At 72.6% G+C, this 26,410-nt stretch carries 24 protein-coding genes and 1 pseudogene; 15 read left to right on the forward strand and 10 right to left on the reverse strand.

What is annotated here, in order from left to right:
• Positions 1–38 precede the first annotated feature (38 nt).
• From MF406_RS15000 to mftF, 5 genes are all read left to right on the forward strand, one after another.
• Positions 39–1,040 (forward strand): MoxR family ATPase, encoded by a 1,002-nt coding sequence (locus MF406_RS15000; protein ID WP_242895319.1) that lies wholly within the window; start codon positions 39–41, stop codon positions 1,038–1,040.
• 51 nt (positions 1,041–1,091) lie between these two features.
• Entirely contained in the window at positions 1,092–2,015 is a 924-nt protein-coding gene (locus MF406_RS15005; RefSeq protein ID WP_242895321.1) for a VWA domain-containing protein, read from the forward strand.
• Between the two features lie 125 nt (positions 2,016–2,140).
• Entirely contained in the window at positions 2,141–3,379 is a 1,239-nt protein-coding gene (gene mftD, locus MF406_RS15010; RefSeq protein WP_242895323.1) for a pre-mycofactocin synthase MftD, read from the forward strand.
• Positions 3,380–3,490: 111 nt separating this feature from the next.
• Complete coding sequence (locus MF406_RS15015) at positions 3,491–4,309, forward strand: mycofactocin-coupled SDR family oxidoreductase (RefSeq protein WP_242895324.1); 819 nt, start codon at positions 3,491–3,493, stop codon at positions 4,307–4,309.
• A gap of 250 nt (positions 4,310–4,559) precedes the next feature.
• Positions 4,560–6,029, forward strand: a complete 1,470-nt coding sequence (gene mftF / locus MF406_RS15020; protein WP_242895326.1) for a mycofactocin biosynthesis glycosyltransferase MftF — start codon at positions 4,560–4,562, stop codon at positions 6,027–6,029.
• Between the two features lie 101 nt (positions 6,030–6,130).
• Here mftF and MF406_RS15025 read toward each other — a convergent pair whose 3' ends face one another.
• Positions 6,131–7,012 (reverse strand): bifunctional methylenetetrahydrofolate dehydrogenase/methenyltetrahydrofolate cyclohydrolase, encoded by an 882-nt coding sequence (locus MF406_RS15025; RefSeq protein WP_242895328.1) that lies wholly within the window; start codon positions 7,010–7,012, stop codon positions 6,131–6,133.
• Positions 7,009–8,304, reverse strand: coding sequence for a serine hydroxymethyltransferase (gene glyA / locus MF406_RS15030; protein WP_242895330.1), 1,296 nt, complete (start codon positions 8,302–8,304; stop codon positions 7,009–7,011). The genes MF406_RS15025 and glyA overlap by 4 nt, the downstream gene beginning before the upstream one ends.
• A 453-nt stretch (positions 8,305–8,757) precedes the next feature.
• On the opposite strand from glyA, the gene MF406_RS15035 reads away from it, so the two are divergent.
• The 7 genes from MF406_RS15035 to MF406_RS15065 all read left to right on the forward strand — a co-directional run bounded on the left by MF406_RS15035 (position 8,758) and on the right by MF406_RS15065 (position 15,427).
• A complete protein-coding gene (locus MF406_RS15035) occupies positions 8,758–9,771 on the forward strand; it encodes a LacI family DNA-binding transcriptional regulator (protein WP_242895332.1) in 1,014 nt (337 codons plus the stop codon).
• Complete coding sequence (locus tag MF406_RS15040) at positions 9,768–11,285, forward strand: sugar ABC transporter ATP-binding protein (protein ID WP_242895334.1); 1,518 nt, start codon at positions 9,768–9,770, stop codon at positions 11,283–11,285. Before MF406_RS15035 ends, MF406_RS15040 begins: the two co-directional genes overlap by 4 nt.
• The gene (locus MF406_RS15045; protein ID WP_305852967.1) at positions 11,275–12,255 is read left to right on the forward strand and encodes an ABC transporter permease; all 981 of its coding nucleotides are present in this window, start codon (positions 11,275–11,277) and stop codon (positions 12,253–12,255) included. Before MF406_RS15040 ends, MF406_RS15045 begins: the two co-directional genes overlap by 11 nt.
• Positions 12,256–12,430: 175 nt before the next feature.
• Complete coding sequence (locus MF406_RS15050; RefSeq protein WP_242895336.1) at positions 12,431–13,378, forward strand: D-ribose ABC transporter substrate-binding protein; 948 nt, start codon at positions 12,431–12,433, stop codon at positions 13,376–13,378.
• Positions 13,379–13,495: 117 nt separating this feature from the next.
• Positions 13,496–14,422 (forward strand): ribokinase, encoded by a 927-nt coding sequence (locus MF406_RS15055; RefSeq protein WP_242895338.1) that lies wholly within the window; start codon positions 13,496–13,498, stop codon positions 14,420–14,422.
• Positions 14,419–14,808 (forward strand): D-ribose pyranase, encoded by a 390-nt coding sequence (gene rbsD / locus MF406_RS15060; RefSeq protein ID WP_242895340.1) that lies wholly within the window; start codon positions 14,419–14,421, stop codon positions 14,806–14,808. Before MF406_RS15055 ends, rbsD begins: the two co-directional genes overlap by 4 nt.
• Before the next feature lie 199 nt (positions 14,809–15,007).
• Positions 15,008–15,427, forward strand: coding sequence for a hypothetical protein (locus tag MF406_RS15065; RefSeq protein WP_242895342.1), 420 nt, complete (start codon positions 15,008–15,010; stop codon positions 15,425–15,427).
• A 57-nt stretch (positions 15,428–15,484) separates the two neighbouring features.
• Here the strand turns inward: MF406_RS15065 and MF406_RS15070 are convergent, their stop codons facing one another.
• Positions 15,485–15,877, reverse strand: a complete 393-nt coding sequence (locus tag MF406_RS15070; protein ID WP_242895344.1) for an NUDIX domain-containing protein — start codon at positions 15,875–15,877, stop codon at positions 15,485–15,487.
• Between the two features lie 127 nt (positions 15,878–16,004).
• Positions 16,005–17,048 (reverse strand): YeiH family protein, encoded by a 1,044-nt coding sequence (locus tag MF406_RS15075; RefSeq protein WP_242895345.1) that lies wholly within the window; start codon positions 17,046–17,048, stop codon positions 16,005–16,007.
• Between the two features lie 91 nt (positions 17,049–17,139).
• On the opposite strand from MF406_RS15075, the gene MF406_RS15080 reads away from it, so the two are divergent.
• The 3 genes from MF406_RS15080 to MF406_RS15085 are packed head-to-tail and all read left to right on the forward strand — an operon-like array spanning position 17,140 to position 18,772.
• Positions 17,140–18,054, forward strand: coding sequence for a LysR family transcriptional regulator (locus MF406_RS15080; protein WP_242895347.1), 915 nt, complete (start codon positions 17,140–17,142; stop codon positions 18,052–18,054).
• Positions 18,055–18,101: 47 nt separating this feature from the next.
• A complete protein-coding gene (locus tag MF406_RS19145) occupies positions 18,102–18,359 on the forward strand; it encodes a putative PEP-binding protein (protein ID WP_371744671.1) in 258 nt (85 codons plus the stop codon).
• Positions 18,350–18,772: a nucleoside triphosphate pyrophosphohydrolase gene (locus MF406_RS15085; protein ID WP_242895349.1), complete on the forward strand. Its 423-nt coding sequence runs from the start codon at positions 18,350–18,352 to the stop codon at positions 18,770–18,772. Before MF406_RS19145 ends, MF406_RS15085 begins: the two co-directional genes overlap by 10 nt.
• 145 nt (positions 18,773–18,917) lie before the next feature.
• Here MF406_RS15085 and MF406_RS15090 read toward each other — a convergent pair whose 3' ends face one another.
• The 6 genes and pseudogenes from MF406_RS15090 to MF406_RS15110 all read right to left on the reverse strand — a co-directional run bounded on the left by MF406_RS15090 (position 18,918) and on the right by MF406_RS15110 (position 26,410).
• Positions 18,918–19,511 carry an NUDIX hydrolase gene (locus tag MF406_RS15090; RefSeq protein ID WP_242895351.1) on the reverse strand — a complete coding sequence of 198 codons (594 nt, stop codon included), beginning with the start codon at positions 19,509–19,511 and terminating at the stop codon, positions 18,918–18,920.
• Between the two features lie 181 nt (positions 19,512–19,692).
• A complete protein-coding gene (locus MF406_RS19150; protein WP_371744672.1) occupies positions 19,693–20,742 on the reverse strand; it encodes a thiamine pyrophosphate-dependent enzyme in 1,050 nt (349 codons plus the stop codon).
• A gap of 291 nt (positions 20,743–21,033) precedes the next feature.
• Positions 21,034–21,336 (reverse strand): annotated as a pseudogene (locus tag MF406_RS19155) (thiamine pyrophosphate-binding protein); the annotation flags it as partial.
• Positions 21,337–21,421: 85 nt separating this feature from the next.
• Entirely contained in the window at positions 21,422–22,951 is a 1,530-nt protein-coding gene (locus MF406_RS15100) for an NAD-dependent succinate-semialdehyde dehydrogenase (protein WP_242895354.1), read from the reverse strand.
• A 78-nt stretch (positions 22,952–23,029) separates the two neighbouring features.
• Positions 23,030–24,994: an FAD-binding monooxygenase gene (locus MF406_RS15105; protein ID WP_242895355.1), complete on the reverse strand. Its 1,965-nt coding sequence runs from the start codon at positions 24,992–24,994 to the stop codon at positions 23,030–23,032.
• A 219-nt stretch (positions 24,995–25,213) separates the two neighbouring features.
• Positions 25,214–26,410 (reverse strand): MFS transporter, encoded by a 1,197-nt coding sequence (locus tag MF406_RS15110; protein ID WP_242895361.1) that lies wholly within the window; start codon positions 26,408–26,410, stop codon positions 25,214–25,216.

The following is a 26,410-nucleotide window of genomic DNA, read 5'->3' on the forward strand; positions in this document are numbered from 1 at the left end:
CTCCACCAACCACGAGAACAGCAGAGGCGAGGACCAGGATGAGCACGCAGTCCACCGGCATACGCGACACCGGGTACGTCACGCGCGTGCGGGCGCACATCCGGGAGCGCGTCGTCGGTCGGGAGCACGAGCTCGACCTGGTCCTCGCCGCGGTGGCGGCCGGACGGGACATCCTCCTCGAGGGGCCGCCCGGCACGTCGAAGTCCACGCTCTTGCGCGCGATCGCCGAGGAGTGGGGGATCCCGTTCGTGCTGGTCGAGGGCAACGCCGACCTCACGCCGTCGAAGCTCATCGGCGGCCACGACCCCGCGCGTGTGCTCCGGGAGGGCTACCGGGACGAGAACTTCGTCGACGGCCCGCTCGTGCGGGCCATGCGCGAGGGCGGCTTTCTCTACATCGAGGAGTTCAACCGGGCCCCCGACGACACCATCAACACCCTCCTGACGGCGATGGCCGAGCGCGAGGTGACCGTCCCGCGCGTCGGCACGGTCACCGCGCTGCCGACGTTCCGGGTCATCGCCACTATGAACCCCTACGACAACGTCGGCACCACTCGTCTGTCCTCCTCCGTCCACGACCGGTTCAACCGGCTCGTCGTCGACTACCAGGACGCAGCCTCGGAGCGGGAGATCGTCGCCCTGCGCACGGGCTTCTCGCCCGACGCCGACGTCGACGCGGGCTCGAGCATTTCGGCGGATCTCGCCGCCGTGCTCGTCACGGACGCGGTCGCCCTCACGCGCGCGACCCGCGACCACGAGAACACCCGCCAGGGCAGCTCCGTGCGCGGCGCGATCGACCTCGCCCTCGTCGCCGCCCAGCTGCTCGCCCTGCGCGGCATCACCAGCCCCGGCGACGGTCGGGTGACCGCCGAGGACACCCCGCGCCGGCGCTACGCCGAGTCGATGCGGGATGCCGCGCTCGTCGCCCTGTCCGGCCGCATCCACGTCGACGAGGCCGCTGCGACCACCCCGGAGAGGGTCATCCACCAGATCTGGGAGGACCACTTCATCCTCCTGCCTGCAGCAGCCGAGCCGGGATGAAGGGATGTCCAGGCCGACTCGCCGGTGCGTCGTCGGTCCGAGAAGTCACAGGTGCGCCCGCGCCGGTCCAAGGTGCTCGACCAGGAGCCCACGGTCTTCGAGCCCGCGACCGGTGAGGGCGGCGGACAGGTGCTCATCGCCACCGGGGGGAGTCGTGACAAGGCCGCCGCTCGCGCCAGGGGAACGGCGGCGCCGGGCGAAACCGGCGAGGAGGGTGCGGTCGTCGACCTCGCGGACCTCGACGAGGCCGCCGACGCCGACGCACTGCGACGCGCCCGCGAGATCGCCGCGGCACTCGCGATCCCACAGCCGCCGAGGCGGGCAACCGCACGGCGCGGTCTCGGCGACCTCGAATCGTTGCCCTTCGCCGGGGCCGCGGACGACATCGACCTCGAGGCGACGATCGACAACCTGGTCTCCAACCCCGTGCCCGACGCCCGCGACATCGTGGTGCGCGAGCGCATCCGGCAGCACCGGGCGGTCGTCCTCGTCATCGACGTCTCCGGCTCCATGCGCGGGGACCGCGTCCGATCCGCAGCGGCGGCCGTCGGTGCGCTCGTCGGTGAGCTTGTCCGCGACGACCTGGCCGTCATCGCCTTCTGGTCCGACGCGGCGATCCTCGCGCCCATGGGCCGGGGGGTGCCCGCCAACCAGATCCTCGACCTGCTCGTACGCATCCCGGCACGCGGACTCACCAACGTCGAGCTCCCCCTACGGCTCGCCCGCGACGAGCTCGCCAAGACCCTCGGTGCCGAGGGGCGGGTCCTGCTGCTTTCCGACTGCGTGCACAACGCCGGGCCCGATCCCCGGAGCGTCGCGGCGACCCTGCCGAGGCTGGACGTCCTGCTCGACACCTCGGGCGAAAAGGACGCGGAACTGGGGCGCGACCTGGCCCGGCTGGGGCGCGGCAGGCTGGAGACCGTCCGTACGCACCGGGACCTCCCCGCGGCCCTCTCCCGGATCCTGGGTCCGTGACCCCCGCCCCCTGACAATTGCCACTTGGCCCCTGACCCCACTAGCCGACCTGCCCCGGCTGCGCTCCGCCGCCGGGCACACGCACGGCGCGACGTCCGCGCCCTGACCAGAAGAGGACACCATCCATGGCCAACCCGTGGTTCGAGAGCGTCATCGAGGCGCGGCGCCGCGCCAAGCGCCGCCTGCCGAGCTCCGTCTACATGGCCCTCGTCGCCGGCTCCGAGCGCGGGAGCACCCTGCGCGACAACATCGGCGCCTTCGCCGAGCTCGGCTTCGCCCCGTTCGTGACCAACCTGCCGGCCGACCGCGACCTCTCGACGACGATCATGGGCCAGGAGGTCGCCTTCCCGGTGATGATCTCGCCCACCGGGGTCCAGGCCATCCACCCCGACGGGGAGGTCGCCGTCGCCCGCGCCGCCAACAACCGCGGCGCGGCGATGGGGCTCGGCGGCTTCGGCTCCAAGCCCATCGAGGAGGTGATCGCCGCCAACCCCAAGACCTTCTTCCAGACCTACTGGACCGGCACCAAGGACGCGATGCTGCACCGCATCGAGCGGGCCCGGGCGGCCGGGGCGAAGGGCCTGATCGTCACGCTGGACTGGACCTTCGGGTACGGGCGCGACTGGGGCAGCCCGGAGATCCCCCAGACGATGGACCTGAAGACGATCGTCAAGTTCGCCCCCGAGATCATCCTCGGCGGCAAGTTCGCCTACCTGATGGACTACGCCAAGACCCTGCGGCCGCCGGAGCTCACCGTGCCGAACATGCAGCTGCCCGGCCAGCCGGCCCCGGGGTTCTTCCAGGCCTACGGGGAGTGGATGCAGACCCCCCAGCCCACCTGGGACGACGTCGCCTGGCTGCGGCGGGAGTGGGGCGGGCCCTTCATGGTCAAGGGGATCACCCGGGTCGACGACGCCAAGGCCGCCGTCCAGACCGGCGCCACCGCCATCTCGGTGTCCAACCACGGCGGCAACAACCTCGACGGCACGCCCGGCACCATCCGGCTGCTCCCCGCGATCGCCGACGCCGTCGGGCACGAGGTCGAGGTGCTGATGGACGGCGGCATCCGCCGCGGGTCCGACGTCGCCAAGGCGCTCGCCCTCGGGGCCCGCGCCGTCCTCATCGGGCGCGCCTACCTGTGGGGTGTCGGCGCCAACGGCCAGGCCGGCGTCGAGAACGTCCTGGACATCATGCGCGACGGCCTCAGCGCCGCGATGCTCGGGCTCGGCAAGAGGTCGGTGCACGACCTCTCGCCCGCGGACCTGCTCATCCCGCCCGGCTTCGCCCGCACCCTCGGCACCCCCGAGGGCCACCTGTACGGCGCACCGTCGCTCGGCGCACAGGAGATGCACCCGTCCCACTGACGGGGCGCAGCAGATGTACCCACCCACCGACCGGGGCGCAGGAGACGCGCCCCACCCATTGACCGGGGCGCAAGAGATGTGCCCCACCGAATGAGAGCGAGAGGAAGCACCATGGGCAACAGCCTCGAGGGCAAGGTCGCCTTCATCACCGGAGCGGCCCGCGGCCAGGGCCGCGCGCACGCCGTCAAGATGGCCAGCGAGGGGGCGGACATCATCGCCCTCGACCTCGCCGGCCCCCTCCCCTCGGTCGTGTACGACTCGGCCACGCCCGAGGACCTCGCGGAGACCGCGCGCCTCGTGGAGGCGCAGGACCGCCGGGTCGTCACCGCGCAGGGCGACGTGCGTGACCTCGCCCGGCTGAAGGAGGTCGTCGAGCAGGGCATCGCCGAGCTCGGCCGGCTCGACATCGTGGTCGCCAACGCCGGCATCTGCCAGCCCGCCTCGTGGGACGAGATCACCGAGGAGGACTTCCGCAACACCCTCGAGGTGAACACCTTCGGCGTCTGGAACACCGTCATGGCCACCGCCCCGCACCTGGTGAGCGCCGGCAACGGCGGCTCGATCATCCTGACGAGCTCCTACGCCGGGAAGAAGATGCAGCCGTTCATGGTCCACTACACGGCGTCCAAGCACGCCGTCGTCGGGCTCACCCGCGCCTTCGCGGCCGAGCTGGGAGTACACAACATCCGGGTCAACTCCGTCCACCCCGGGGCGGTCGCGACCGGCATGACGGGCGACGCGATGATGGCGGCGATGGCCCGGGCTTCCCAGCGGAACCCGAAGCTGGACCAGATGGGCCAGACGTTCATCGAGCCCAACTGGATGGAGGCGGACGCCATCGCCGACGCGGTCGCCTTCCTGGCCTCGGACGCGGCCCGCAACATCACCGCCGAGCAACTGAGCGTCGACAAGGGCATGCAGCACTTCTGAGCGTCCCGGCTGGGCGTCCGCGCCCGGGCACCGCGCGTGCGGTGCCCGGGCAGCGGGCGGCCGGTGGGTGGCGGCAGGTGGCGTCGGCAGGCGGCCAGTGGGCGACGGCGGCCGGCGGGCGACGGCGGCCGGCAGGCGATGGCGGCCGGCGGGCGCGAGGTGATGCGGCGGCGGGCGACGGCGGCCGATGGACGGCCGGCGCCGTGGGCGAGCAGCGGCAGTGACAGCAGAACGGAGGCATCGTTTGCCGGTGGCGGAGCAGACCGGGACGACGGCGCGGCGGGGCCTACGGGCGCCGAGCGGCACGCTGCCCGCGGGCACCCGGGTCGCCTGGGACCGGCGCGCCCGGCTCCGGCAGGGCGGGGAGTTCGTGCTCGGCGGGGCGCCCTGGGGCGTCGTCCGGCTCACCCCGCCGGCGCAGCGCTTCGCCCGCCGCGTCCGCGACGCCGGCCCGGCGGGCCTCGTGCCCGCGGGCCCCCTCGAGCGCCGGGCGGCCGACCTCCTGCTCGACCGGGGCATCGTCCACCCCGTCGTCGCGCCCCGGCCGGCCGGGCCGGAGGTCACCGTCGTCATCCCCGCCCACGACCGCCTCGACCTGCTCGAGGCCTGCCTGCGCGGGCTCGGCGGCCTGGACGTCCTCGTCGTCGACGACGCCTCCCACGACGCCGACGGCGTCCGCCGGCTCGCCGAGCGGTACGGGGCACGGCTGGTCCGCCACCCCGTCAACCAGGGGCCGGGCGCCGCCCGGAACACCGGCCTGGCGCACACCGACGCCCCGGTGGTCGCCTTCCTCGACTCCGACTGCACCGCCGAGCCGGGCTGGCTCGACGGGCTGCTCCCCCACTTCGACGACCCCCGGGTCGGCGCCGTCGCGCCGCGGGTGCGCCCGCGGCACGCCGGCAGCTCCGTCCTCGGCCGGCACGAGGACGCCCGGTCCTCCCTGGACATGGGGCGTCACCCCGCGCTCGTCCGGCACGGCGCCATGCTCGGCTTCCTGCCCTCGGCAGCGCTCGTGGTCCGCCGCGACGCCCTGGCCGGCGGCGCCTTCGCGGCCGCGCTGCGGGTGGGCGAGGACGTGGACCTGGTGTGGCGGCTGGTCGACGCCGGGTGGCACGTCCGGTACGACCCGAGCGTGCGGGTCGAGCACGAGGCCCGGCTCCGCCCCCTCGCCTGGGCCCGGCGCCGCTACGAGTACGGCACCTCGGCCGCCGACCTCGACCGGCGCCACCCGGGCCGGCTGGTGCCGGTGCGGGTCTCCGCCTGGAACCTCGCCGCCGCCGCGCTCCTGCTGGCCGGCCGGCCGGCGCCCGCCGCCGTCGTCGCCGGCACCGCCGCCGCGCTGCTCGGGACGCGGCTGCGCCGGGCGGGCGGCCGGCCGGGCATGGCGGCGGCGATCGTCGCCAAGGGGTTCGCCGCGGACGCCCTCGCGGTCGGGCACGCGCTGCGCCGGGAGTGGTGGCCGGTGGGCTGGGCCGCCCTGCTGCTGGCCGGCCGGTCGCGGGTGGCCGCCGCCGCGGCCGTCAGCATGCTGGCGCCGCTGGTCCTGGAGCTGGTCACCGCCCGCCCGGCGGTCGACCCGCCCCGCTACGCCCTGCTCCGGCTCGTCGAGGACGCCGCGTACGGCAGCGGGGTCCTGGTCAGCGCGCTCCGCGGGCGCCGGGCGGGGCCGCTCCGGCCGGAGGTCCGCCTGCCGTTCCGGGGCGCGGGGCGCCGCGGCTGACCGACGGCGCGGCCGCCGTCGCCCCAACCTCTCCGCCCGGCCCCGACCCGTCCCGGCGTCGACCCCGGCCGGACTGTCCCGGCCCCGGCCCAGTCCTCGGCTCAGCCGGCCGCCCGCTCCGCCGCCTCCACCACGTTGGCCAGCAGCATCGCCCGGGTCATCGGCCCGACCCCGCCCGGCGTGGGTGACAGCCAGGACGCGACCTGGTCCACGCCGTCGGCCACGTCCCCCCGCAGCTGGGCCTTCCCGGTGGCCGGGTCCACGATCCGCGACATCCCCACGTCCAGGACGACGGCGCCGGGCTTGACCATGTCCGCGGTGATGATGCCCGGCTGGCCGGCCGCGGCGATGACGACGTCGGCGGCCCGCACGTGGGCGGCGAGGTCGGTGGTGCCGGTGTGGGTGAGGGTGACGGTGGCGTTGACGTCCTTGCGGGTGAGCAGCAGCCCGATGCTGCGGCCCACGGTGGTCCCGCGGCCGACGACGCACACGTCGGCGCCGGCCAGGTCGATGCCGTGCCGGGCCACCAGCTCCAGCACCGCCCGGGGGGTGCACGGCAGCGGGGAGGTGATCGGCTCGCTCAGCCGCAGCACCAGCCGGCCGAGGTTGGTCGGGTGCAGCCCGTCGGCGTCCTTGGCCGGGTCGATCAGCTCGAGCACCGCGCCGACGTCGACCCCCGGCGGCAGCGGCAGCTGGACGATGTACCCGGTGCAGGCCTGGTCGGCGTTGAGCCGGGCGACCGCCGCCTCGACGTCGTCCTGGGAGGCCGAGGCGGGCAGGTCCACCCGCAGGGAGGCGATACCGACCTCGGCGCAGTCCCGGTGCTTGCCGGCGACGTAGGCCCGCGACCCCGGGTCCTCCCCGACCAGCACGGTGCCCAGGCCCGGCCGCACCCCGCGGTCGGCGAGGGCCTGGACCCGCTGGGTGAGCTCGGCCTTGATGGTGGCCGCGGTGGCCCGGCCGTCCAGGACCCGGGCGGTCACTGCTGCAGGCCCGGGTACAGCGGGAAGGCGTCGGTCAGCCGCCGGACCCGGGCGCGCTGGGCCTCGACGTCGGTCCCGGCGCCCTGGACCAGGGTGGTGGCGATGATGTCGGCGACCTCGGCGAACTCCGCGGCGCCGAACCCGCGGGTAGCCAGCGCCGGGGTACCGATCCGCAGGCCGGAGGTCACCCGCGGCGGGCGGGGGTCGAACGGGACGGCGTTGCGGTTGACGGTGATGCCGGCGTCGTGCAGGAGGTCCTCGGCCTGCTGGCCGTCCAGGGCGGAGTCACGCAGGTCCACCAGGACGAGGTGGACGTCGGTGCCGCCGGTGACCAGGGCGACCCCGGCTCCGCGGACGTCGGGGGCGGTGAGCCGCTCGGCGATGATCCGGGCGCCCTCGACGGTGCGGCGCTGACGGTCGGCGAACTCCTCGCCGGCGGCGATCTTGAAGGCCACGGCCTTGGCGGCGATGACGTGCATGAGCGGGCCGCCCTGCTGGCCGGGGAAGACGGCGGAGTCGAGCTTCTTGCCGACGGCGGCCTTGTCCCGGGCGAGGAGGAAGCCGGAGCGGGGCCCGCCGAGGGTCTTGTGGACGGTGGAGGAGACGACGTCGGAGTGCGGCACCGGGCTCGGGTGCAGCCCGGCGGCGACCAGGCCGGCGAAGTGCGCCATGTCGGTCCACAGGTAGGCGCCGACCTCGTCGGCGATCTGCCGGAAGGCGGCGAAGTCGAGCTGGCGGGGGTAGGCCGACCAGCCGGCGATGATGACCTTGGGCCGCGCCTCCAGCGCCTTGGCCCGCACCGTCTCCATCTCGATCCGGTGGCTGCGCTCGTCCACCCCGTAGGCGGCGACGTCGTAGAGCTTGCCGGAGAAGTTGATCTTCATGCCGTGGGTCAGGTGCCCGCCGTGCGCCAGGGACAGGCCAAGGATGGTCTCCCCCGGCGTGGCCAGGGCGTGCAGGACGGCGGCGTTGGCCTGGGCGCCGGAGTGCGGCTGGACGTTGGCGTACTCGGCGCCGAAGAGGGCGGTGGCCCGTTCGATGGCGAGGTTCTCGGCGATGTCCACCTGCTCGCAGCCGCCGTAGTAGCGCCGTCCGGGGTAGCCCTCGGCGTACTTGTTGGTCAGCACCGAGCCCTGGGCCTGCAGGACGGCGCGCGGGACGAAGTTCTCGCTGGCGATCATCTCCAGCGTCTCGCGCTGGCGGGTCAGCTCGCCGTCGAGGACGGCGGCGATCTCCGGGTCGAGCTCGGCGAGGGGCTGGTCGGCGACGGTGGTGGTGCTGGGCTGGGTCATCGTTCCTCCACTGGTCGGTCACGCACCCGGTGCGTGCGCACTGCAGGTCGTGACCCTCGGCCCAGGCGGGCGACCTCGAGTCGGTCCGGATGCCGCTCCCCGGTGGTGACCCACCTGTGGCGCCAGTTGCGACGCGGGCGAGACTACCAGCGGGGGGCGGGCTCCACGGCGGTCGCCCGGCGGCGTCACCACCGGAACGAGGCAGCCGAGGCGGCATATGGGTGCTCGTGAATGGTGCCTGCCGCGTTCGCTGCCGCTGGCCGGCGGTAAGACTCACCCCTGACGAACGGGGGGCACCACCACGCTCGGTGGTCCGCTTGACCTTCACCGTAGGCCCCGGCCATACTCATGTAATCGATCTCATAAGAACGATTACATGACGATCGGCGGCCGCTTCGAGCTACCCAGCTAAGGGGTCGTGACGCTCGGGCAGGACAAGTCAGCGAGGACTGGATGGCGACGATCAAGGACGTTGCGAAGGCGGCCGGCGTCTCGACCGCCTCGGTCTCCCGCGTCCTCACCGGGCACCCCGCCTCCCCGACCATGCGCGAGCGGGTGCTCGCCGCCGCCGAGGCCCTGAGCTTCCGCCCGAACGCGGTCGCCCGCTCCCTGCGCAGCACCGGCACCCGGACAGTCGGCCTCGTCGTCTCGGACCTGCTCAACCCCTTCTTCACCGAGCTCGCCCGCGCCGTCGAGGACACTGCGCGGGCGGCCGGCTACTCCGTCATCGTCGGCAACGCGGACGAGGACCCGGGCCAGCAGGACCACTACATCCGGATCCTCCTCGAGCGGCAGGTCGACGGCCTCATCGTCGTGCCGACCGTCGAGACCTCCCCCCTGCTCCGCGAGGCGGCGGCGAACGACCACCACCTGGTGCTCGTGGACCGGCCGGCCGACGACGTGGACGCACCGACGATCCTCGCCGACGCCACCGAGGCCATCGGAGAGCTCGTCGACCACCTCGTCACCACCGGGCGACGCGACCCGGCCATCATCACGGGCCCGGTGCACGCCGGCACCGCCCGGCTGCGCCTCGAGGTCTTCCGTCAGGCCCTCGCCAAGCACGGCCTCGACCTGCCGGAGCGCCGGGTGCTCCACGGCGACTTCCGTTCCACGAGCGGCTACGCCGCCATGGAGCACCTCCTCGCCGATCCTGACCGCCCGGACGCTGTCTTCGTCACCAACGGCTCCATGGGGCTCGGCGTGCTCGAGGTGCTCGGGCGTCGGCGCGGCACCCCACCGGCCATCCCCGACGAGCTCGCCCTCGCCGTCTTCGACGACACCCCCTGGTTCACCTTGCTCGCGCCGAGCGTCACGGCCATCGCGCAGCCGACGGTGCACCTCGGTGAGCAGGCCACGCGCACGCTCCTCGCGCGCATCAGGGGCGAGGAGCCTCCGGCTGCGACGCCTGGCCTGCGCTGCCGCCTCGTCCTGCGCGAGTCCACCAACCCCAGGAGGAAGCCATGACCACCCCCTCCCCCGGACCCGAGCTGCTCCGGGTCGAGGGCCTCGTCAAGAGGTTCCCCGGCGTCGTCGCGCTCGACGGCATCTCCTTCGACCTGCGCGCCGGCGAGGTGCACGTCCTCCTCGGCGAGAACGGGGCCGGCAAGTCCACCTTGATCAAGTGCCTCACCGGGGTCTACCACCCGGACGAGGGGCAGATCTTCGTCGACGGCAGGCCCGTGACCATCACGACGGCTGCGCAGGCCGAGGTGCACGGCATCGCCACCATCTACCAGGAGTTCAACCTCGTCCCGCAGCTCTCGGTCGCCGAGAACGTCTCGCTCGGCCGCCAGCCGCGCCGCTTCGGGATCATCGACCGCAAGGCGATGGACCGCCGAGCCCGTTCGGCCCTGGAGCTGGTCGGTCTCGACGTGGACCTGCACCGCCCCGTCTCCACGCTCGGGGTTGCCCGCCAGCAGCTCGTCGAGATCGCCAAGGCGCTCAGCCTGGACGCCCGCGTCCTCATCCTCGACGAGCCGACCGCAGCCCTCACCGACGCCGAGGTTGACCGCCTGCTCGGCCTGATGGAAGACCTGCGCGAGAAGGGCGTGGGGATGATCTTCATCTCCCACCACCTCGAAGAGATCCAGCGGATCGGTGACCGGGTGACGGTCCTGCGCGACGGGAGGTCGGTCACCACCGTCCCGGCGCGCACCGACACCGAGGAGCTCGTGCGGCTCATGGTGGGCCGCTCCATCGGCGCGCAGTTCCCCCGCCGCCCCAGCCCCGTCGGCGCCGAGCTCTTGCGGGTCGAGGGCTTGACCAGCCCCGGGAAGTTCGAGGACGTCTCCCTCACGGTCCACGCCGGCGAGGTAGTCGGCGTCGCCGGGCTCGTCGGCGCCGGACGTACCGAGCTGCTCCGCGCCATCTTCGGCGCGGACCCGTACCAGTCGGGCACCGTCACCGTCCAGGGCCGCACGCTGCCGCGCCACGACGTTCACGCCGCGATCCGCACGGGCCTCGGGCTGGTGCCGGAGGACCGCAAGGCGCAAGGGCTCGTGCTCGGCGCGAGCGTCGAGGACAACCTCGGCCTGGCGATCCTGCCCGCCGCCACGAAGGCCGGCGTCGTCGATCGTGGCCACCTGCGTGACCGCGCGCGACGAAGCGTGAGCGACCTCGGCATCCGAACGCCCTCTGCGCAGGCGACCGTCAAGAACCTCTCCGGCGGCAACCAGCAGAAGGTCGTCATGGGCAAGTGGCTCGCCGCCGACCCCGCCGTGCTGCTCCTCGACGAGCCCACCCGCGGCATCGACGTCGGCGCCAAGGTGGAGATCTACGAGCTCATCAACGCCCTCACCGCCGCCGGCCGCGGCGTGCTGCTCGTCTCCTCGGAGCTGCCCGAGGTGCTCGGTATGTGCGACCGCGTCCTCGTCATGGCCCAGGGCCGCCTCGTCGGCGAGCTCCCCCGAGAAGAAGCCACCCAGGACACCGTCATGGCCCTGGCCGTCAAGGAAGTGGAGTCCTCCCGTGTCCGCTGACACCGTCGCCCGCCCGCGCCGTGCCGAACCACTGGGCGCCCGCGCGAAGACGCTGCTCGGGCAGAACGGCGCCTTCGTCGCGCTGGTCGTGCTCGCCGTGATCATGGCGGTGCTGAGCCCGGTGTTCCTCAGCACCCAGAACCTGCTCAACATCGGTGTCCAGGCCGCCGTCGTCGCGATCCTCGCCTTCGGGCAGACGTTCGTCATCGTGTCCGGGGGCATTGACCTCTCGGTCGGCTCCGTCGCGGCGCTCTCCTCGATCGTCACCGCCTACACGGCGACGACGAGCGGGCTGAGCCCGGCCGTCGCGATCCTCCTGGGCGTCGTCACCGGCATCGCGTGCGGCTTCGTCTCCGGCGCGCTCGTCGCCTACGGCAAGCTGCCCGCCTTCATCGCGACGCTCGCGATGCTGTCCGTGGCCCGCGGGCTTGCCCTCGTCCTGTCCGACGGCGTCCCGATCGCCCAGCCGGAGCCTGTCGCCTGGCTCGGTCGCACCATCGGCGGCTGGCTGCCGGTACCAGTACTGGTGATGATCGTCTTCGGCGTGCTCGCCTGGTTCGTCCTCAACCGCACCTACTCCGGCCGGGCGATGTACGCGATCGGGGGCAACGAGGAGGCTGCACGGCTGTCCGGCATCAACGTGGGCAACCAGCAGCTCGTCATCTACTCCCTGGCCGGCCTCTACTCCGCGGTCGCCGGCCTCGTCCTCGCTGGGCGACTTGCCTCCGGGCAGCCGCAGGCCGCCGCGGGCTACGAGCTCGACGCGATCGCTGCCGTCGTCATCGGCGGCGCCAGCCTCGCAGGCGGTTCCGGCCGCGCGTTCGGCACCTTCGTCGGTGCGCTCGTGCTCGCCGTCATCCGCAACGGGCTGAACCTGCTCAACGTCTCCTCCTTCTGGCAGCAGGTCGTCATCGGCGGGGTGATCGCGCTGGCGGTCCTCACCGACACGCTGCGCCGGAAGCGCTCCTGACCGGCGGGCCGACCACTGGGGCAGGCACCGAGGAGGCATGCCGGACGGCTGCACCGTGAGGCCGCACGTACCTCGACCACCGACCACGACCACGACCACGACAACGACAACGACCAGCACGAACCAACCGACGCGGACCGGACACTCCGGCCCCATCAGAAAGGAAGGGGTTCCGATGAAGAAGCCCGTCATCAGCCTCGCCGCACTCCTGGCTGCGGGCACCCTCGCCCTCTCGGCATGCGGCAGCGACGACCCAGGCAGCAGTAACGAGTCCCCCGGAGGCGGAGGCGGGGGCGACGACTACAGCCTCGGCCTGGCCGTCTCCACGCTGAACAACCCATTCTTCGTCTCTCTGCGCGACGGCGCCCAGGACGCAGCCGACGAGGCCGGCGTAGAGCTCATCGTCACCGACGGCCGTGACGACGCTACCCAGCAGGCGGACCAGGTCGCGAACTTCCAGACCCAGCAGCTCGACGCCGTCCTCATCAACCCGGTCGACTCGGACGCGGCGGGCCCGATCGTTGCGCCGCTGGTCCAGTCGGACGTGCCGGTCATCGCCGTCGACCGCGCCGTCAATGGTGCCGAGGTGAGCACCCTCGTCGCCTCCGACAACGTCGAGGGCGGCCGCCTCGCCGCCCAGGCGCTCGCCGAGGCGATCGGCGAGGAGGGCCAGGTCATCGTCCTGCAGGGCGTGGCCGGCACCTCCGCCTCCCGCGAGCGCGGGCAGGGCTTCGACGAGGGCATCGCCGATTACCCGAACATCGAGGTCGTCGCGAAGCAGCCGGCGGACTTCGACCGCGCCCAGGGGCTCGACGTCGCGACCAACCTCCTCCAGGCCAACCCCGACGTCGTCGGCATCTTCGCCGAGAACGACGAGATGGCCCTGGGCGCCGTCCAGGCGCTCGGTGACCGCGCCGGCCAGGACGTCTTCGTCGTCGGCTTCGACGCCACCGAGGACGGCCAGGCCGCCGTCGAAGCCGGCACGATGTTCGCCACGATCGCGCAGCAGCCCGAGGATCTCGGCCGCGCCGCGGTCGAGGCTGCGCTCGACCTGCTCGACGGCGAGGACGTGGAGGAGACGATCTCCGTGCCCGTCGTCGCCGTGCGCCAGGGCGACGTCTGACCGTCCGCTCAGCACCACAGGCGCCGGCGCACCGCTCGGCTGGAGGATCCTGACGGCCGGATCGTCGGGATCCTCCAGCCCCGTCGCCCGCGCACCTACTCGTCACACGGAGCACGCATGCAGACCCACCAGGTGGTCGTCGTCGGTTCGGCCAACGCCGACCTCGTCCTCGACATCGACCACCGGCCCGCGCCGGGCGAGACGATCCTCGGCTCCGACGTCGTCATCACCCCGGGCGGCAAGGGCGCCAACCAGGCGGTCGCCGCCGGCAGGCTCGGCGCCGACGTCGCCTTCGTGGGCTGCGTCGGCGACGACGACCACGGCCGGCTCCTTCGCGACTCGCTCGCCTCGGCCGGTGTGGACCTCGGCGCGCTCAGGGTGGTCGACGCCCCCACCGGCACGGCGACGATCATGGTGACCCCCGACGGGGAGAACTCGATCATCGTCTCCCCCGGGGCCAACCGCCGGGTGACCCCGGCGCTGCTCGAGGAGGTCCGGCCCCTGTGGTCCGAGGCCCCCGTCGTCGTCCTGCAGCTGGAGATCCCGATCGCGTCCGTGGCGCTCGTCGCCACCCGTGCGCGGGGCCGGGTGGTGCTCAACGCGGCGCCGGCGGCCGAGCTGCCCGCGGGGGTCCTGGCGACGGCGGACCCGCTGGTCGTCAACGAGTCCGAGGCGCGGTTCCTCCTGGGCGCCGCCGACGACGCCGCTTTAGCCGTCGTGCCCGAGGCACTCGCCGCCCGCCTGCTCGGGCTCGGCCCCCGCTCTGTGGTGCTCACCCTGGGGCCGGCCGGGTCGGTGGTCGCGGAGCGCGGACCCGACGGCGGACCGGTGACCCTCACCGTGCCGGCGCTCCGGGTGGCCGCGGTGGACACCACCGGCGCCGGGGACGGCTTCGTCGGGGCGCTCGCCATGCGTCTCGCCGACGGCGCCTCGCTCGCCGAGGCGGTCGAGCTCGCGACCGCCGTTGCCGCCGTCGCGGTCACCCGGCGCGGCGCGCAGGCGTCCTTCCCGACCCGGGACGAGATCGTGGAGGTACGGCGATGAAGCGCCGCGGGATCCTCAACGACGCCCTCAGCGGACATCTCGCCCGCCTCGGGCACACCGACACGGTCGTCGTCGCCGACTGCGGGCTGCCCCGCCCGGCGGGTGTGCCCGTCGTCGACCTCGCGCTCACCTTCGGGGTGCCCAGCTTCGCCGAGGTCGTGGACGCGCTGGCCACGGAGATCGTCGTGGAGTCCGCGGCCGTGGCGCGGGAGACGGCCGAGAACAACCCGGCGGCACGTGACCTGCTGCTCGGGCACTTCGGCGAGCCACGCTGGCTCACCCACCAGGAGCTCAAGGAGGAGTCCGCGCACGCGGCGCTGTTCGTCCGCACCGGCGAGGCAAGCCCGTACGCGAACGCCATCCTCACCTGCGGGGTGCCGTTCTAGCCGGACGCTCTGCTGTCGGTCGACCGGCACGACGCCTAGAGCGCCGTGGTCGTGATCTGGCCGCAGTTCGAGGCTCAACTGCCCCCCTCGATGGTCACGAGCCGCGTAGGGTGGCTCGCACCTCGGTAACGACTCGATCTTTACAAGGACGTGAGAGCAGTGCTCCCGACAGAGCTGCCGGACAGCCGGACAACCGGACATGATGCACGACACCTTTAGCGCTACCACCGTAGACGAACTTCGGAGGACGACTTCTCTGCGGCGACTAGCGGCCATCATCGATCAGCGGTTGCTCTTCCCGCGGAGTGGCGACATCGAGCTGGCGGACGGAACCTTGCAGCTCGGGACGTGGAGGTCGTTCAACCCGGGCGACATCCTCAGCGTCTCGCTCGAGTTTCTTCCCGAGTACGGCAGAGTCGCGGCAGGTGGTGCCCGTGGTGGGTTCCCGTCGTTCGGTGCCTTCAAGCGGCTCGGCGCGCCTCTCGTCCTGGACCTCAGGAGTGGAGAACGCATCCTCTTGCTGATCGGATACATCTGGTTAGCGGGTACGACAAAGAACGCGGCCTGGCTCCCCGAGCTTCGAGCGTTCGCTATGCAGCACGGTGGGGATCGGCATTGACGCACATGCTCATAGCCACGGACGGCTGCGCTTCACCGACGTGGTGACCCACAGACGTCAATCGGTGGCGTGCGCCGGCTCCCGCTGAGCCACCTTGGCGAGGAATCGGCGGATGTGCGGCTCGAAGCGAGCCGGGTCGGCCGAGCGGACCTCGGCCGGCGTCCACCAGCGGACGGCGGCAAACTCCCTCATGTCCGGGACCAGCGGCTGCGATCCGGAGCCGACGAGGAGGAACCAGAGACTCACGTCGGTGTGGCGGTACTCGGCACGTTCGGTCGTCTCGGTCACGGTGACGAAGCTCGGTGCGACCGGTTCTGCCGCAAAAACGGCATCAATCCCTAGTTCTTCACGCACCTCCCGCCTGACCGTCTGGACGGGGTCCGCGCCGGGGTCCACGTGCCCACCAGTGGGCAGCCACAACCCTGCTTTGCGGTGGTCGACCAACAGCACCGAACCATCAGCCATCGAAGAAAATGCGTTTCCCTACCGGCCCGGAATAATATCTTCATTTATTCAGACTCTACTGCACTGAGGCGGGAGCCCTTTGCTCCGCGTGGTTCACTACGCTTGCTAGTTTTCAGATGGCGAGGATGGTGCCGATGCCTGCAATGGTGGCGACCAGGGTGGTGGACAGCCCGGCGAGGATGAAGGGCTTTAGTCCTACTTTGATGATGGTTCGGAACTTGACGCCGCAGCCGAGCCCGAACATGGCTGCGGCGAGCAGCCCGGTTTGCAGCACTCCGCCTGTCGTCAGCACGGCTTCTGGCAGGGGAAGAAATGATCGTAGGAGCACCATGGCGAGGAAGCCGATGACGAACGGCGGGACGACGGGCGGCAGTTTCGCGCGTGACGGCTGCTGGTCGGATTCGGACGATATGCGGGTGCGGCGCTGCCGGATGCTGAGCGCGGCGAGGACAGGAGCCAGCATCAGGACGCGGGCGAGCTTGACGACGACCGCGATGGTGAGCGCCCCGCCACCGATGACGCCGCCGGCCGCGACGACCTGTGCGATCTCGTGGATGGATCCACCGGCCCATGTCCCGGCGGCCTCGGATCCGACTCCGAACAGCTGCGCGGCGAGCGGGATGAGCGGGATCATCAGCGTCCCGAAGATCACGACGAGCGCGACCGCGGTGATCGTGTCCTCTTCGGCTTCGTCGTCGGGATCGGTCACTCCGGCTGCTCCTGCGACGGCTGCCGCTCCGCAGATGGAGAACCCGCACGCTATGAGGAGTGTGAGCCCCCGCGGGACGCGCAGCATCCAACCCAAGAGGACCGTGCCGAAGATGCCGCCGGTGACGATGCACACGACGACGATGAGCATCGGAACGCCGAGCGCCACGATGTCGGTGAGCACGAGCTGGAGGCCGAGGAGGACGATCCCGGCCCGCAGGAGCTTCTTCGCGGAGAAGTCGATGCCGGGCGAGGCGAGCACGGGTATCCGCGCGAGGTTGGCCAGAAGAACGCCGAGGATGATCGCGATGATCAGCGGGCTGGCTCCCGGCAGCAGCATGCTGAGCGCAGAGGACACTCCGGCGGCGACGAGGCACAGCGCGAGCCCCGGAGTCAGGGAACGTGCCCGGGCGAGCCGATGACTGTTGTGATGCTGCGTGCGAGTCATGCCTTCATCGTTTCTCGGGGCGTCAGCCGCGGGTAGAGGCAGATCACGCGCACGTTACAAGCTATGCTTGTGACCTGGTGGCTGGAGGGGTATGGGCGACGAACCGGATCTGGATGCGCTGCGTGCGCTGACGCTCGTGGCCGAGGAGAGCAGCATCTCGGCGGCGGGCGCACGGCTGGGGGTGAGTCAGCAGGCGGTCTCGTTGCGCATCCGGGGCTTGGAGCGACAGCTGGGCGTGCGGTTGCTGGTGCGTTCGGCGCGCGGTTCCCGGTTGACTCCGGCCGGGGAACTGGTCGTGGGGTGGGCGACGGCGCTGCTGAGGACCGCCGATGGGTTCTCGAGTGCCGTCGAATCCCTCCGGACCGACCGCGCAAAGACGATGCGCATTGCGGCGAGCCTCACGATCGCTGAACACCTCTTGCCGGAGTGGATCGCACGGTGGCGTCGAGCTCAGCAGCAGGACACACCGCTCGTGCAGCTCGTGGCGGCGAACAGCAGCGAGGTCATCAGGTTGGTGCGCACGGGCGAAGCTCAGCTCGGGTTCATCGAAACGCCGACCGTTCCCGACGACGTGCGGTCGCTGCCGGTAGGAGAGGATGAGATTGTCGTGGTGGTCCCTCCGACGCACCCTTGGGCGCGGCGGAGGAATGTGTCCAAAGCCGAGCTCGCGGCTACTCCGCTGGTGCTGAGGGAAGAGGGCAGCGGTACGCGTGCCGCGCTGGAGGCGGTACTCGCACGGGCCGATGCTCCCTTGTCCGCCGTTCCGGTCGCGGAGCTGTCGACAACGCTGGGAGTGCGTAGCACGATCGCAGCAGGCGACGCCCCCGGCGCACTCAGCTCCCTCGCGGTCGCGGACGATCTTCGAGCTGGACGACTCCGATCAGTAGCCATCAGCGACTTGCGGATGACACGTTCCTTGCATGCGATCTGGACCGGCAGCCCCCAGCCCAGGAATGCTGCAGGCGATCTTCTATCCGCGATCAATCAGCTCGTCCGGCGATCATGAAGACAGACAGGAACCATGCGATTCCTGCGACGACGATGACGAGATGCATGGAGTCCGCGCTGACCCCGACGGGGCACGACCCGGCCGTCCGCCGGCTAGTCGACATCTGTGTCCGCGAGGCCAGGCAAGCCGTCCCGGGCATCCCCATCGGGTTCTGTGGAGAGCAGGTGGCCGAGCCGACTGCGTTGGTCGAGCTCCTCCGGCACGAGCCCGACTACGTCTCGTGTGGGCCCGCCCACATCGAGGTCGCGCGCTACGTTGTCGGCCGGCAGCGTCGACAGGACGGAGGCACCTCATGGGCATGACCGAGCCGGACGGCGGCAAGCTCGTCCGCGACAGAATCCCGGAGATTATCCGAGCCGATGGCGCGGTGCCGGTCATCAGGACCGCAGGTGACGCCGAGATCGACGGCCTGCTCCTCGCCAAGCTCGTCGAGGAGGTCGAGGAGTACGCCGACTCGCGTGAGGTCGAGGAGCTGGCCGACGTCGTCGAGGTGTGCTTCGCAGCGGCCGCTCGGCAGGGCGTGTCCGTGGAAGAACTTCTGGCCCTCGCCCGCGACAAGCGGGACCAACGGGGTGGCTTCGCGCAGGGGTTGGTGTGGTCCGGCAACCGGGCCCCGGGCCCGGACCCGACCGGAGGTGACCGCTCGCGTCGGATCAGAGGTGCTGGGGCTGCGCAGCGATCAGGTCGCGTACCAGTGGAGTGGCCGCGGGCATGAACGGTGGCCCGACCAGGACCTGCGCTGCAGCCGCCGCGGCGATATCACCGTCACCGCATCGAGCGTTTCGAAAGTGCGGGGCGACTCAGACGGCCGCCACAGTGGCAGTCATGACCCGTGGGTCAGTACCTGGCGGCCCAGGACGTCATTCGGCGGCGTATGACGGCTCCCCTTGAACGACCTTGGTGAGGAACCGGTGAATGTGCGGCTCGAAGCGAGCCGGGTCGGCCGAGCGAATCTCGGTCGGCGTCCACCAGCGAACGGCAGAAAACTCCCTCATATCCGGGACCAGCGGCTGCGATCGGGAGCCAACGAGGAGGAACCAGAGACTCACGTCAGTGTGGCGGTGCTCGGCGGGTCCTGTCGTCTCGGTCACGGTGACGAACCTCGGTGCGACCGGTTCTGCTGCAAAGACGGCGTCGATCCCTAGTTCTTCACGTGCCTCACGCTTGACGGTCTGGACGGGGTCCTCGCCGGGGTCCACGTGGCCACCGGTCGGCAGCCACAACCCAGATTTCCGGTGATCGACCAGCAGGACCGAACCATCGGCGGGATCATGCAGCAGGAAGTAGGACACGACATGCTTGGGCGGCGTGCGAGGCGGGACCCGGCGGAACACGTCATCTGTCGACGTCAACCAGCTGAGCGCGTCGTCGCGATGCCTCCGTTCGATCTCGTCGAAAGGGCAAATGTCGCTGACCTGAGCAACGATCCGCTCGACCTCGACCTGAAACGACATTCCGCCAGACTAGTCTCGAGCGTCCTCTTCGTGCTAATCGGTCGTGGCCTGATCGGGCGGGGAGGCGGGTACGTGCACGGCCCCCAGGCCTCCGGGCGTCGCGCACGCGCTTGGGTGGCCCTGGCCGCCCACCCACGGTCGGGGTCAGGGTACGGCCAGCGCCCGCTCAACCGGCTCGCCCCTACCGGCGGACGAGCGTGCGCTCGACAATCTCCCGGATGTACGGCGCGACGACGGTCGGCGACACCCGCAGGTCGGCGAGGAACGTACCCTGCGCCCCGGCAGCGAGCCACTCCCCCACGGCCCGCAGGTCCTCGAGCCGGCTGACCGTCGCCGCCGAGGCCCCCAGGCCGCGGGCGACGGTCGCGAAGTCCACCTCGTCGATGACCATCACCTCGCGGTCCAGCCCCTGGGAGCCGTACTGGTGGAGCTCGGCGCCGTACGCGGCGTCGTTGACCACGAGGACGAGGGCGCTGCGGGCGGACCGCACCAGCGTGTCGAGGTCGGCGATGCCCATGAGCCCGCCGCCGTCGCCGGTGACGACGACGGTCAGCGCGTCCGGCCGGGCGACCGCGACGCCGGGGGCCGAGGGGAAGCCGAGGCCGATGGCCTGGAAGGCGGTGCCGACGAGGGTGATGGAGTCTGCCGCTGGCAGCTCGAGGTAGGTGTTGGCCCATCCGATGAAGTGCCCCCCGTCGGAGACCACGAGCCGGTCCGCGGGCAGCAGCGCGTCCAGGCGGCGCATGACGGAACGCGGGTCGAGGCGCCCGTCGGCCGTGACGTCGTCGCCCGCGGGCCGGGCGTGCTGGAGCGGGCCCTCGCCCGCCCGGGCAGCCGCGCCGCCCCACGGCTGGGCCGGGGTCGGGTGGCCGTCGAGCGCCGCCAGCAGCTCCGCCGCCGCGACCCGCGCGTCGCCGCGGATGTGCCGGTCCACCCGTGGGTGCGTGGCGCGGTCGGCGAGGTCGACCTGGACGAGGTGCACGTCCGGGCCGAAGGCGGACCCGAACGAGGTGGTGAACTGGTTGAGCCCGGCCCCGACGACGAGGACGACGTCCGCCTGCCGGATGAGGTCGGCGGACGGCTCGGAGGCGAACCCGCCGCACACGCCCAGGTCGTAGGGCCGGCCGGCGAACAGCCCGCGCGCCGGGGCGCTCGTGGCCGTCAGCGCCCCGAGCCGGTCCGCCAGCCGACGCAGCTCGGCCGCCGCGCCCTTGGCCCCGCGCCCGGCCAGGACCAGGGGGCGCTCGGCAGCGGCGAGCCGGCGCGCGGCCTCCTCGAGCGCCGCTCGCTCCGGCGCGGGCGACGCGGGCGGCGCGGGCAGCGCCGGGACGCCGTCGTCCTCGGCGGGCGCGGTCGCGAGGTCGTAGGGCAGGGCGAGGACGACGGGCACCCGGTGCGTCAGCGCGTGAGAGGCCGCCTCCACCGTGGTGCGGCCGGGCGCGGCAGCGTCGAGGACGAACGTCGGGGCGCCGACGGCGGCCGCGAGCCCGGGCTGGTCCACGTCCCACGGCCGGCGCCCGGCGGACGGGGCGTCGCCGGCGACGAGCACGAGGGGGGTCTGCGCCTTGACGGCCTCGGCGAGGGAGGTGATCGCGTTGGTGAACCCCGGCCCGTACGTCGTCGTCGCGACGGCGAGGCGCCCGGAGACGCGGTGGTAGGCGTCGGCGGAGGCGACCGTGCCGGCCTCGTGGCGCAGGGCGGTCACCCGGACCGGCGTGCGCGCCAGGGCGTCCAGCACGTAGGCGTTGCCGTTGCCCATGAGGGCGAACACGTCCTCGCTGATGGCGGCGACGGCGGCGGCGACGACCTCGGAGACGGTGCTCATGACGTGGCGCTGACCTTTCGTGGGACGGGGTGGGCTGGGCCGGCTCGACCGGGCGGGCGACGGCGCGCCGCCGCGGCGGGCCCGGTCAGGACGGGCTCGGCGCGGACAGGCTAGGCGCGGACAGGCCGGGCGTGGCCGGACCGGGCACGAACGGGCTCGGGGTGAGCGTGTACTTGGTCTGCAGGTACTCCTGGATGCCCTCGGCGCCGCCCTCTCGGCCGAGGCCGGACATCTTCCAGCCGCCGAACGGGGCCGCGGCGTTGGAGACCACGCCGACGTTCAGGCCCATCATCCCCGTCTCGAGCCGCTCGATCATCCGCTGCCCACGGGCCAGGTCCGCGGTGTAGACGTAGGCGACCAGGCCGTACTCGGTGTCGTTGGCGAGGCGGACCGCCTCGTCCTCGGTGTCGAACCGGACGATCGCGAGCACCGGTCCGAAGATTTCCTCGCGCAGGAGGTCGCTGCCCGGGGCCACGTCGTCGAGCACCGTCGGGGCGTAGAAGGTGCCGGGCCGGTCGATCGCGCTGCCGCCGGTGCGCACGGTCGCGCCGCGCCGGACGGCGTCGCCGACCAGGGCGGCGGCCTTCGCGACGGCGCGGGCGTCGATCAGCGGGCCGATCATCGCCCCATCCTCGGTGCCGCGGCCGACGGCGAAGCGCTGGACCCGCTCGGTCACCCGGCGGGCGAACTCCTCGGCGACGGCGCGGTGCACGATGAACCGGTTCGCGGCGGTGCAGGCCTGCCCGGTGTTCCGGAACTTCGCCGCGACGGCGCCGTCGACCGCCTGGTCGAGGTCGGCGTCGTCGAAGACGACGAACGGGGCGTTGCCGCCGAGCTCCATGGAGGTGCGCAGCACCCCCCGGGCAGCCTGCTCCAGGAGTCGCTGGCCCACCGCCGTCGAGCCGGTGAAGGAGAGCTTGCGCAGCCGCGGGTCGCGGATGATCGGCTCGCAGACCTCCCCGGCGGTCGAGGTCGTGACGGCGTTGACGACGCCGGCCGGGACGCCGGCGTCCTCGAGGAGCTGGACGAGGTACAGGGTGGTCAGGGGGGTGAGCTCGGCCGGCTTGATGACGACCGTGCAGCCCGCGGCGAGGGCGGGTGCGATCTTGCGGGTCGCCATCGCGAGCGGGAGATTCCACGGGGTGATCAGGAGACACGGCCCGACCGGGTGCTGGGAAACCACCATCCGGCCGGTGCCCTCCGGGTTGGGCCCGTACCGGCCGTGGATGCGGGTGGCCTCCTCGCTGAACCAGCGGAGGAACTCTCCGCCGTACGCGACCTCGCCGCGCGCCTCGGCGAGGGGCTTGCCCATCTCGATCGTCATGAGCAGGGCGAGCTCCTCCGTGCGCTCCTGCAGGAGGTCGAACGCCCGGCGCAGGATCTCCGCGCGGTGGCGCGGCGGCGTGGCCGCCCAGGCGGGGAAGGCCTCGGCGGCGGCGTCGAGCGCCGCGAGGCCGTCGGCGGGCGCGGCATCGGCGACCGTCCTGACCACGTCGCCGGTGGCGGGGTCGTGGACGTCGAGGGTCCGTCCGCCCGCGGCGGCGCGCCACTGCCCGCCGATGTAGAGGCGGTCGGGCACGCGCGCCAGCAGCGCGGACTCGTGGTCCTGGCTCATGGATCTCCTTTACTCGTCCGGGCCCAGTCGTCCGGGGACGACGACGCAGCCGCCGAGCCGCCGTCGCGGGACGGCTCGTCAGGCCACCGGCTGTCCGCCGGTCACCGGCTGGCCGTCGCTCACCGGCCGGCGCCCGCCCACCGGCCGGCGGTCGGCCACGAGCAGGTGCTGGCGGAAGAACGCCGCCAGCTCCTCGGTGGCGTCCAGCGGGAGGACCGCCGCGACGTACTGGTCGGGGCGGACCACGACGACGCACCCGGCCCGGTCGATCCCGCGCAGGTCGAAGATGTCCTCCTCCGGGTGCGCGGCGAAGACCTTGTCGTAGCTGATGAGCTCGAACGGCCCGGTGCGCGGCAGGAAGACCTCCGGCACCGCGGTGATGTCGATGTCGACGTGCCGCTGCTGGTAGACCACCTTCACGTCCAGGACGCTGTCGCGCTCCGCCCCCGCCGGGGTGTGCGCGCGGACCGGGGACTCCGGCGAGCCGCCCAGCCACTCCGCCCACGCGGCCAGCGCGGACGGCTGCCCGGGCGCGGCGCCGTCGGCGAAGGCGTAGACGCGCCACCGGCCGTCGGCCCGGTGCTGGTGCCCGAGGTGGAGCGGGTTGGCGTCGCAGACGCGCACCACCGGGACCGACTTGAACCGCTTGCCGATCGGGAACCCGGTGGCGAGGCCCTGGTGGGTCGCCTCCCCCACGATCATCGACGGCGGGTACTGGGTCATGAAGCCGGCGGGGAACTCCTGGGTGCGGACGTAGAAGTCGGCGAGCTCGGCGGGGTCGGCGAACTCCTCCGGCCGCTTGGCCATGAGCGTGGACCACTCCCGGTCGAAGTCGATCAGGTTCTGGGCGATGACCTGGCGCTCCGCGGAGTAGGTCGCCAGCAGGCTCTCCGGGCTGCGGCCGGACAGCACGTACCCGAGCTTCCAGCCGAGGTTGAACCCGTCCTGCATCGAGACGTTCATGCCCTGGCCGGCCTTGGCGCTGTGGGTGTGGCAGGCGTCGCCGGCGATGAAGACCCGCGGGGTGCGCGTGCCGACCTCGCTCAGGGGGATGTCGTCGAACCGGTCGGTGACCCGGTGCCCGACCTCGTACACGCTGTGCCAGGCGACGTGGCGCACGTCGAGCGTGTACGGGTGCAGGATCGCGTTGGCCTTGGCGATGATCTGGTCGATCGTCGTCCGCCGGATCGCCCCCTTGTCCTCCGGCGAGACAACCCCGAGGTCGACGTACATGCGGAAGAGGTGGCCGCCCTCCCGCGGGATGAGCAGGATGTTGCCGCCGGACCCGGACTGGATGGCGCACTTGAGACGGATGTCGGGGAAGTCGGTGACGGCCAGGACGTCCATGACGCCCCAGGCGTGGAACGCCTTGTCGCCCCGCGGGACGCAGCCGATCGCGTCGCGGACCCGGCTGTGCGCGCCGTCGGCCCCGAGGACGTACTTCGCCCGGACGACCCTCCCCTGCCCGGCCTGCTCCCCGGCGGTGCGCACCAGGTGGGCGGTGACCGGGTGCTCGGCGCCCTGGGTGATCTGCAGGCTGCGGAACTCGTAGCCGTAGTCCGGCCTGACCCGCCCTGGTGAGCTGGCCGCGAACTCGGCGAAGTAGTCCAGGACGCGGGCCTGGTTGACGATGAGGTGCGGGAACTCGCTGATGCCGGTGGGGTCGTCCACCGGCCGCTCCCCCCGGACGATGCGCGAGGGGTCGTCCGGGTCCGGCCGCCAGAAGCACATCTCGGTGATCCGGTACGCCTCCTCGGTGATCCGCCCGGCGAACCCGAACGCCTGGAACGTCTCCACGCTGCGCGCCTGGATGCCGTCGGCCTGGCCGATCCGGAGCCGGCTGTCCCGGCGCTCGATGATGCGGGTGCTCACCTCGGGGAACTGCGCGAGCTGGGCCGCCGCGATCATCCCGGCCGGCCCGGTGCCCACGATGAGGACGTCGACCGTCTCGGGCAGCTCGGCGGGACGGTCGAGGCCGGTCCCGGCCGCGGGCTCGACCCGCGGGTCGCCGGAGACGTAGCCATGGTGGTGGAACTGCTGCATGTGATTCCCTCCTCGGACATCACTGTCGAGGGACCAGCGAGCGCCGGCGGTTCTGCTCGCGAACCCGCCGCTCTCCTCCCCAGGACAAACGTATACGATTGCGGTACGCCACGGACCAGGCTTGCGTTACGCCAACGGACCGGGTTCGCCGGCACGCCGCCTGCCGGGTGATCCCCGGGTCGACGGACCGGGCCGCGCGCTCGGCTCGGCACCCCGGCATCAGGTCCATCCGGCGGCACCGGCCCGGCGACCGTGCACGAGGTGGTAGCACCCGGCGGACGCGACGACGAGGGCCGCCACGGCCAGGTACATGACGGGGTAGTCGGCGGCACCGATGACCAGCCCCAGCGCGAGCGGTCCCAGCCCCGTGCCGGCGTCGAGGAACAGGTAGTAGGTCGACACGGCGAGCCCGACGTGCCCCCCGGCGATCCGCACCGCCGCGGCCTGCCCGGCGGGCATCAGCGTGCCGGACCCGACCCCCGCCAGCACGCCGGCCACGACCAGGGCGGCCGTCGTGCCGGCCTGGGACAGCACGACCATCCCCGCGCCGTACGCCGCGAGGGCCGGGTACATCACCGCGTTGTCCCCGTAGCGGTCCTGGACCCGGCCGGCGACGAGCCGGACGCCCACGACGGCGAGCGAGAGGACGAGGAAGAACGTCCCGGCAGCAGCGGGGATGCCCAGCCCGTCGGCGTAGGGGTGGACGTAGGTGATGAGCGCCGCGTTGGCCACGCCGACGAGCAGCATGAACGTGGCGAGCGGCACGACGCCGGGGTGCACCGCCGCGCGCCACCGGGGCCGACGGCGGCGCTCGCGGGCGGCGACGGCGCCGGGCGGCACGAGGACGGCCGCCACCCAGGCCGCCGCGGACACGGCGGCACAGGTGAGGAAGAGGGCGTCGTAGTCCCAGCGGTCGATGAGCCACAGGGCGAGCAGCGGCCCGACCCCGGAGGCGACCGGCAGGCCGATCGTGAAGTACCCGGTGCCCTCGCCGCGCCGCGCCGCCGGGATGACCTGCTGCGCCAGGGTGCTCACCGCGGTGTGCGCGATGCCGTGCGCGGCCCCGTGGACGAACCGGACGGCGAGCAGGACGGCGAGACCGTCCGCCCACAGGTAGGCCAGTGACAGGACGACGGCGATCGCGAGGCTCACCAGGAGCGCCCGCCGCGGGCCGATGGCGTCGATGAGCTGCCCGGCCGCGAGCCGGGCGCCGACCGCGCCGATGATGAACACGCTCGAGGCGAGGCCCGCGCCGGTCGCCGAGGCGCCGGCCTGCCGGACGGCGTAGACGGCCATGGTGGTCATGAGCAGGTAGAAGATCGCCATGACCAGCGCGTTGGCCACGGTCGCGAGCGCGAGCTCGCGCGTCCACAACCGGTCCGCCCCCGGGCCCCCGCCCGAGCCTGCCCGTGCCAT

It is taken from the genome of Georgenia sp. TF02-10, from assembly GCF_022759505.1.
Taxonomy (GTDB): Bacteria; Actinomycetota; Actinomycetes; order Actinomycetales; family Actinomycetaceae; genus TF02-10.

Bases quoted from the DNA above. Each gene is read 5' to 3' on its own strand.
- mftD (WP_242895323.1), top strand. From the start codon at position 2,141: ATGGCCAACCCGTGGTTCGAGAGCGTCATCGAGGCGCGGCGCCGCGCC.
- MF406_RS15040 (WP_242895334.1), top strand. From the start codon at position 9,768: ATGACCACCCCCTCCCCCGGACCCGAGCTGCTCCGGGTCGAGGGCCTC.
- MF406_RS15035 (WP_242895332.1), top strand. From the start codon at position 8,758: ATGGCGACGATCAAGGACGTTGCGAAGGCGGCCGGCGTCTCGACCGCC.
- MF406_RS15090 (WP_242895351.1), bottom strand. From the start codon at position 19,511: ATGTCGTTTCAGGTCGAGGTCGAGCGGATCGTTGCTCAGGTCAGCGAC.
- MF406_RS15110 (WP_242895361.1), bottom strand. From the start codon at position 26,410: ATGGCACGGGCAGGCTCGGGCGGGGGCCCGGGGGCGGACCGGTTGTGG.
- MF406_RS15050 (WP_242895336.1), top strand. From the start codon at position 12,431: ATGAAGAAGCCCGTCATCAGCCTCGCCGCACTCCTGGCTGCGGGCACC.
- MF406_RS15065 (WP_242895342.1), top strand. From the start codon at position 15,008: ATGATGCACGACACCTTTAGCGCTACCACCGTAGACGAACTTCGGAGG.
- MF406_RS15075 (WP_242895345.1), bottom strand. From the start codon at position 17,048: ATGACTCGCACGCAGCATCACAACAGTCATCGGCTCGCCCGGGCACGT.
- MF406_RS15105 (WP_242895355.1), bottom strand. From the start codon at position 24,994: ATGCAGCAGTTCCACCACCATGGCTACGTCTCCGGCGACCCGCGGGTC.
- MF406_RS15015 (WP_242895324.1), top strand. From the start codon at position 3,491: ATGGGCAACAGCCTCGAGGGCAAGGTCGCCTTCATCACCGGAGCGGCC.
- MF406_RS15055 (WP_242895338.1), top strand. From the start codon at position 13,496: ATGCAGACCCACCAGGTGGTCGTCGTCGGTTCGGCCAACGCCGACCTC.
- MF406_RS15000 (WP_242895319.1), top strand. From the start codon at position 39: ATGAGCACGCAGTCCACCGGCATACGCGACACCGGGTACGTCACGCGC.
- MF406_RS15080 (WP_242895347.1), top strand. From the start codon at position 17,140: ATGGGCGACGAACCGGATCTGGATGCGCTGCGTGCGCTGACGCTCGTG.
- MF406_RS19145 (WP_371744671.1), top strand. From the start codon at position 18,102: ATGGAGTCCGCGCTGACCCCGACGGGGCACGACCCGGCCGTCCGCCGG.
- rbsD (WP_242895340.1), top strand. From the start codon at position 14,419: ATGAAGCGCCGCGGGATCCTCAACGACGCCCTCAGCGGACATCTCGCC.
- MF406_RS15085 (WP_242895349.1), top strand. From the start codon at position 18,350: ATGGGCATGACCGAGCCGGACGGCGGCAAGCTCGTCCGCGACAGAATC.
- glyA (WP_242895330.1), bottom strand. From the start codon at position 8,304: ATGACCCAGCCCAGCACCACCACCGTCGCCGACCAGCCCCTCGCCGAG.
- MF406_RS15100 (WP_242895354.1), bottom strand. From the start codon at position 22,951: ATGAGCCAGGACCACGAGTCCGCGCTGCTGGCGCGCGTGCCCGACCGC.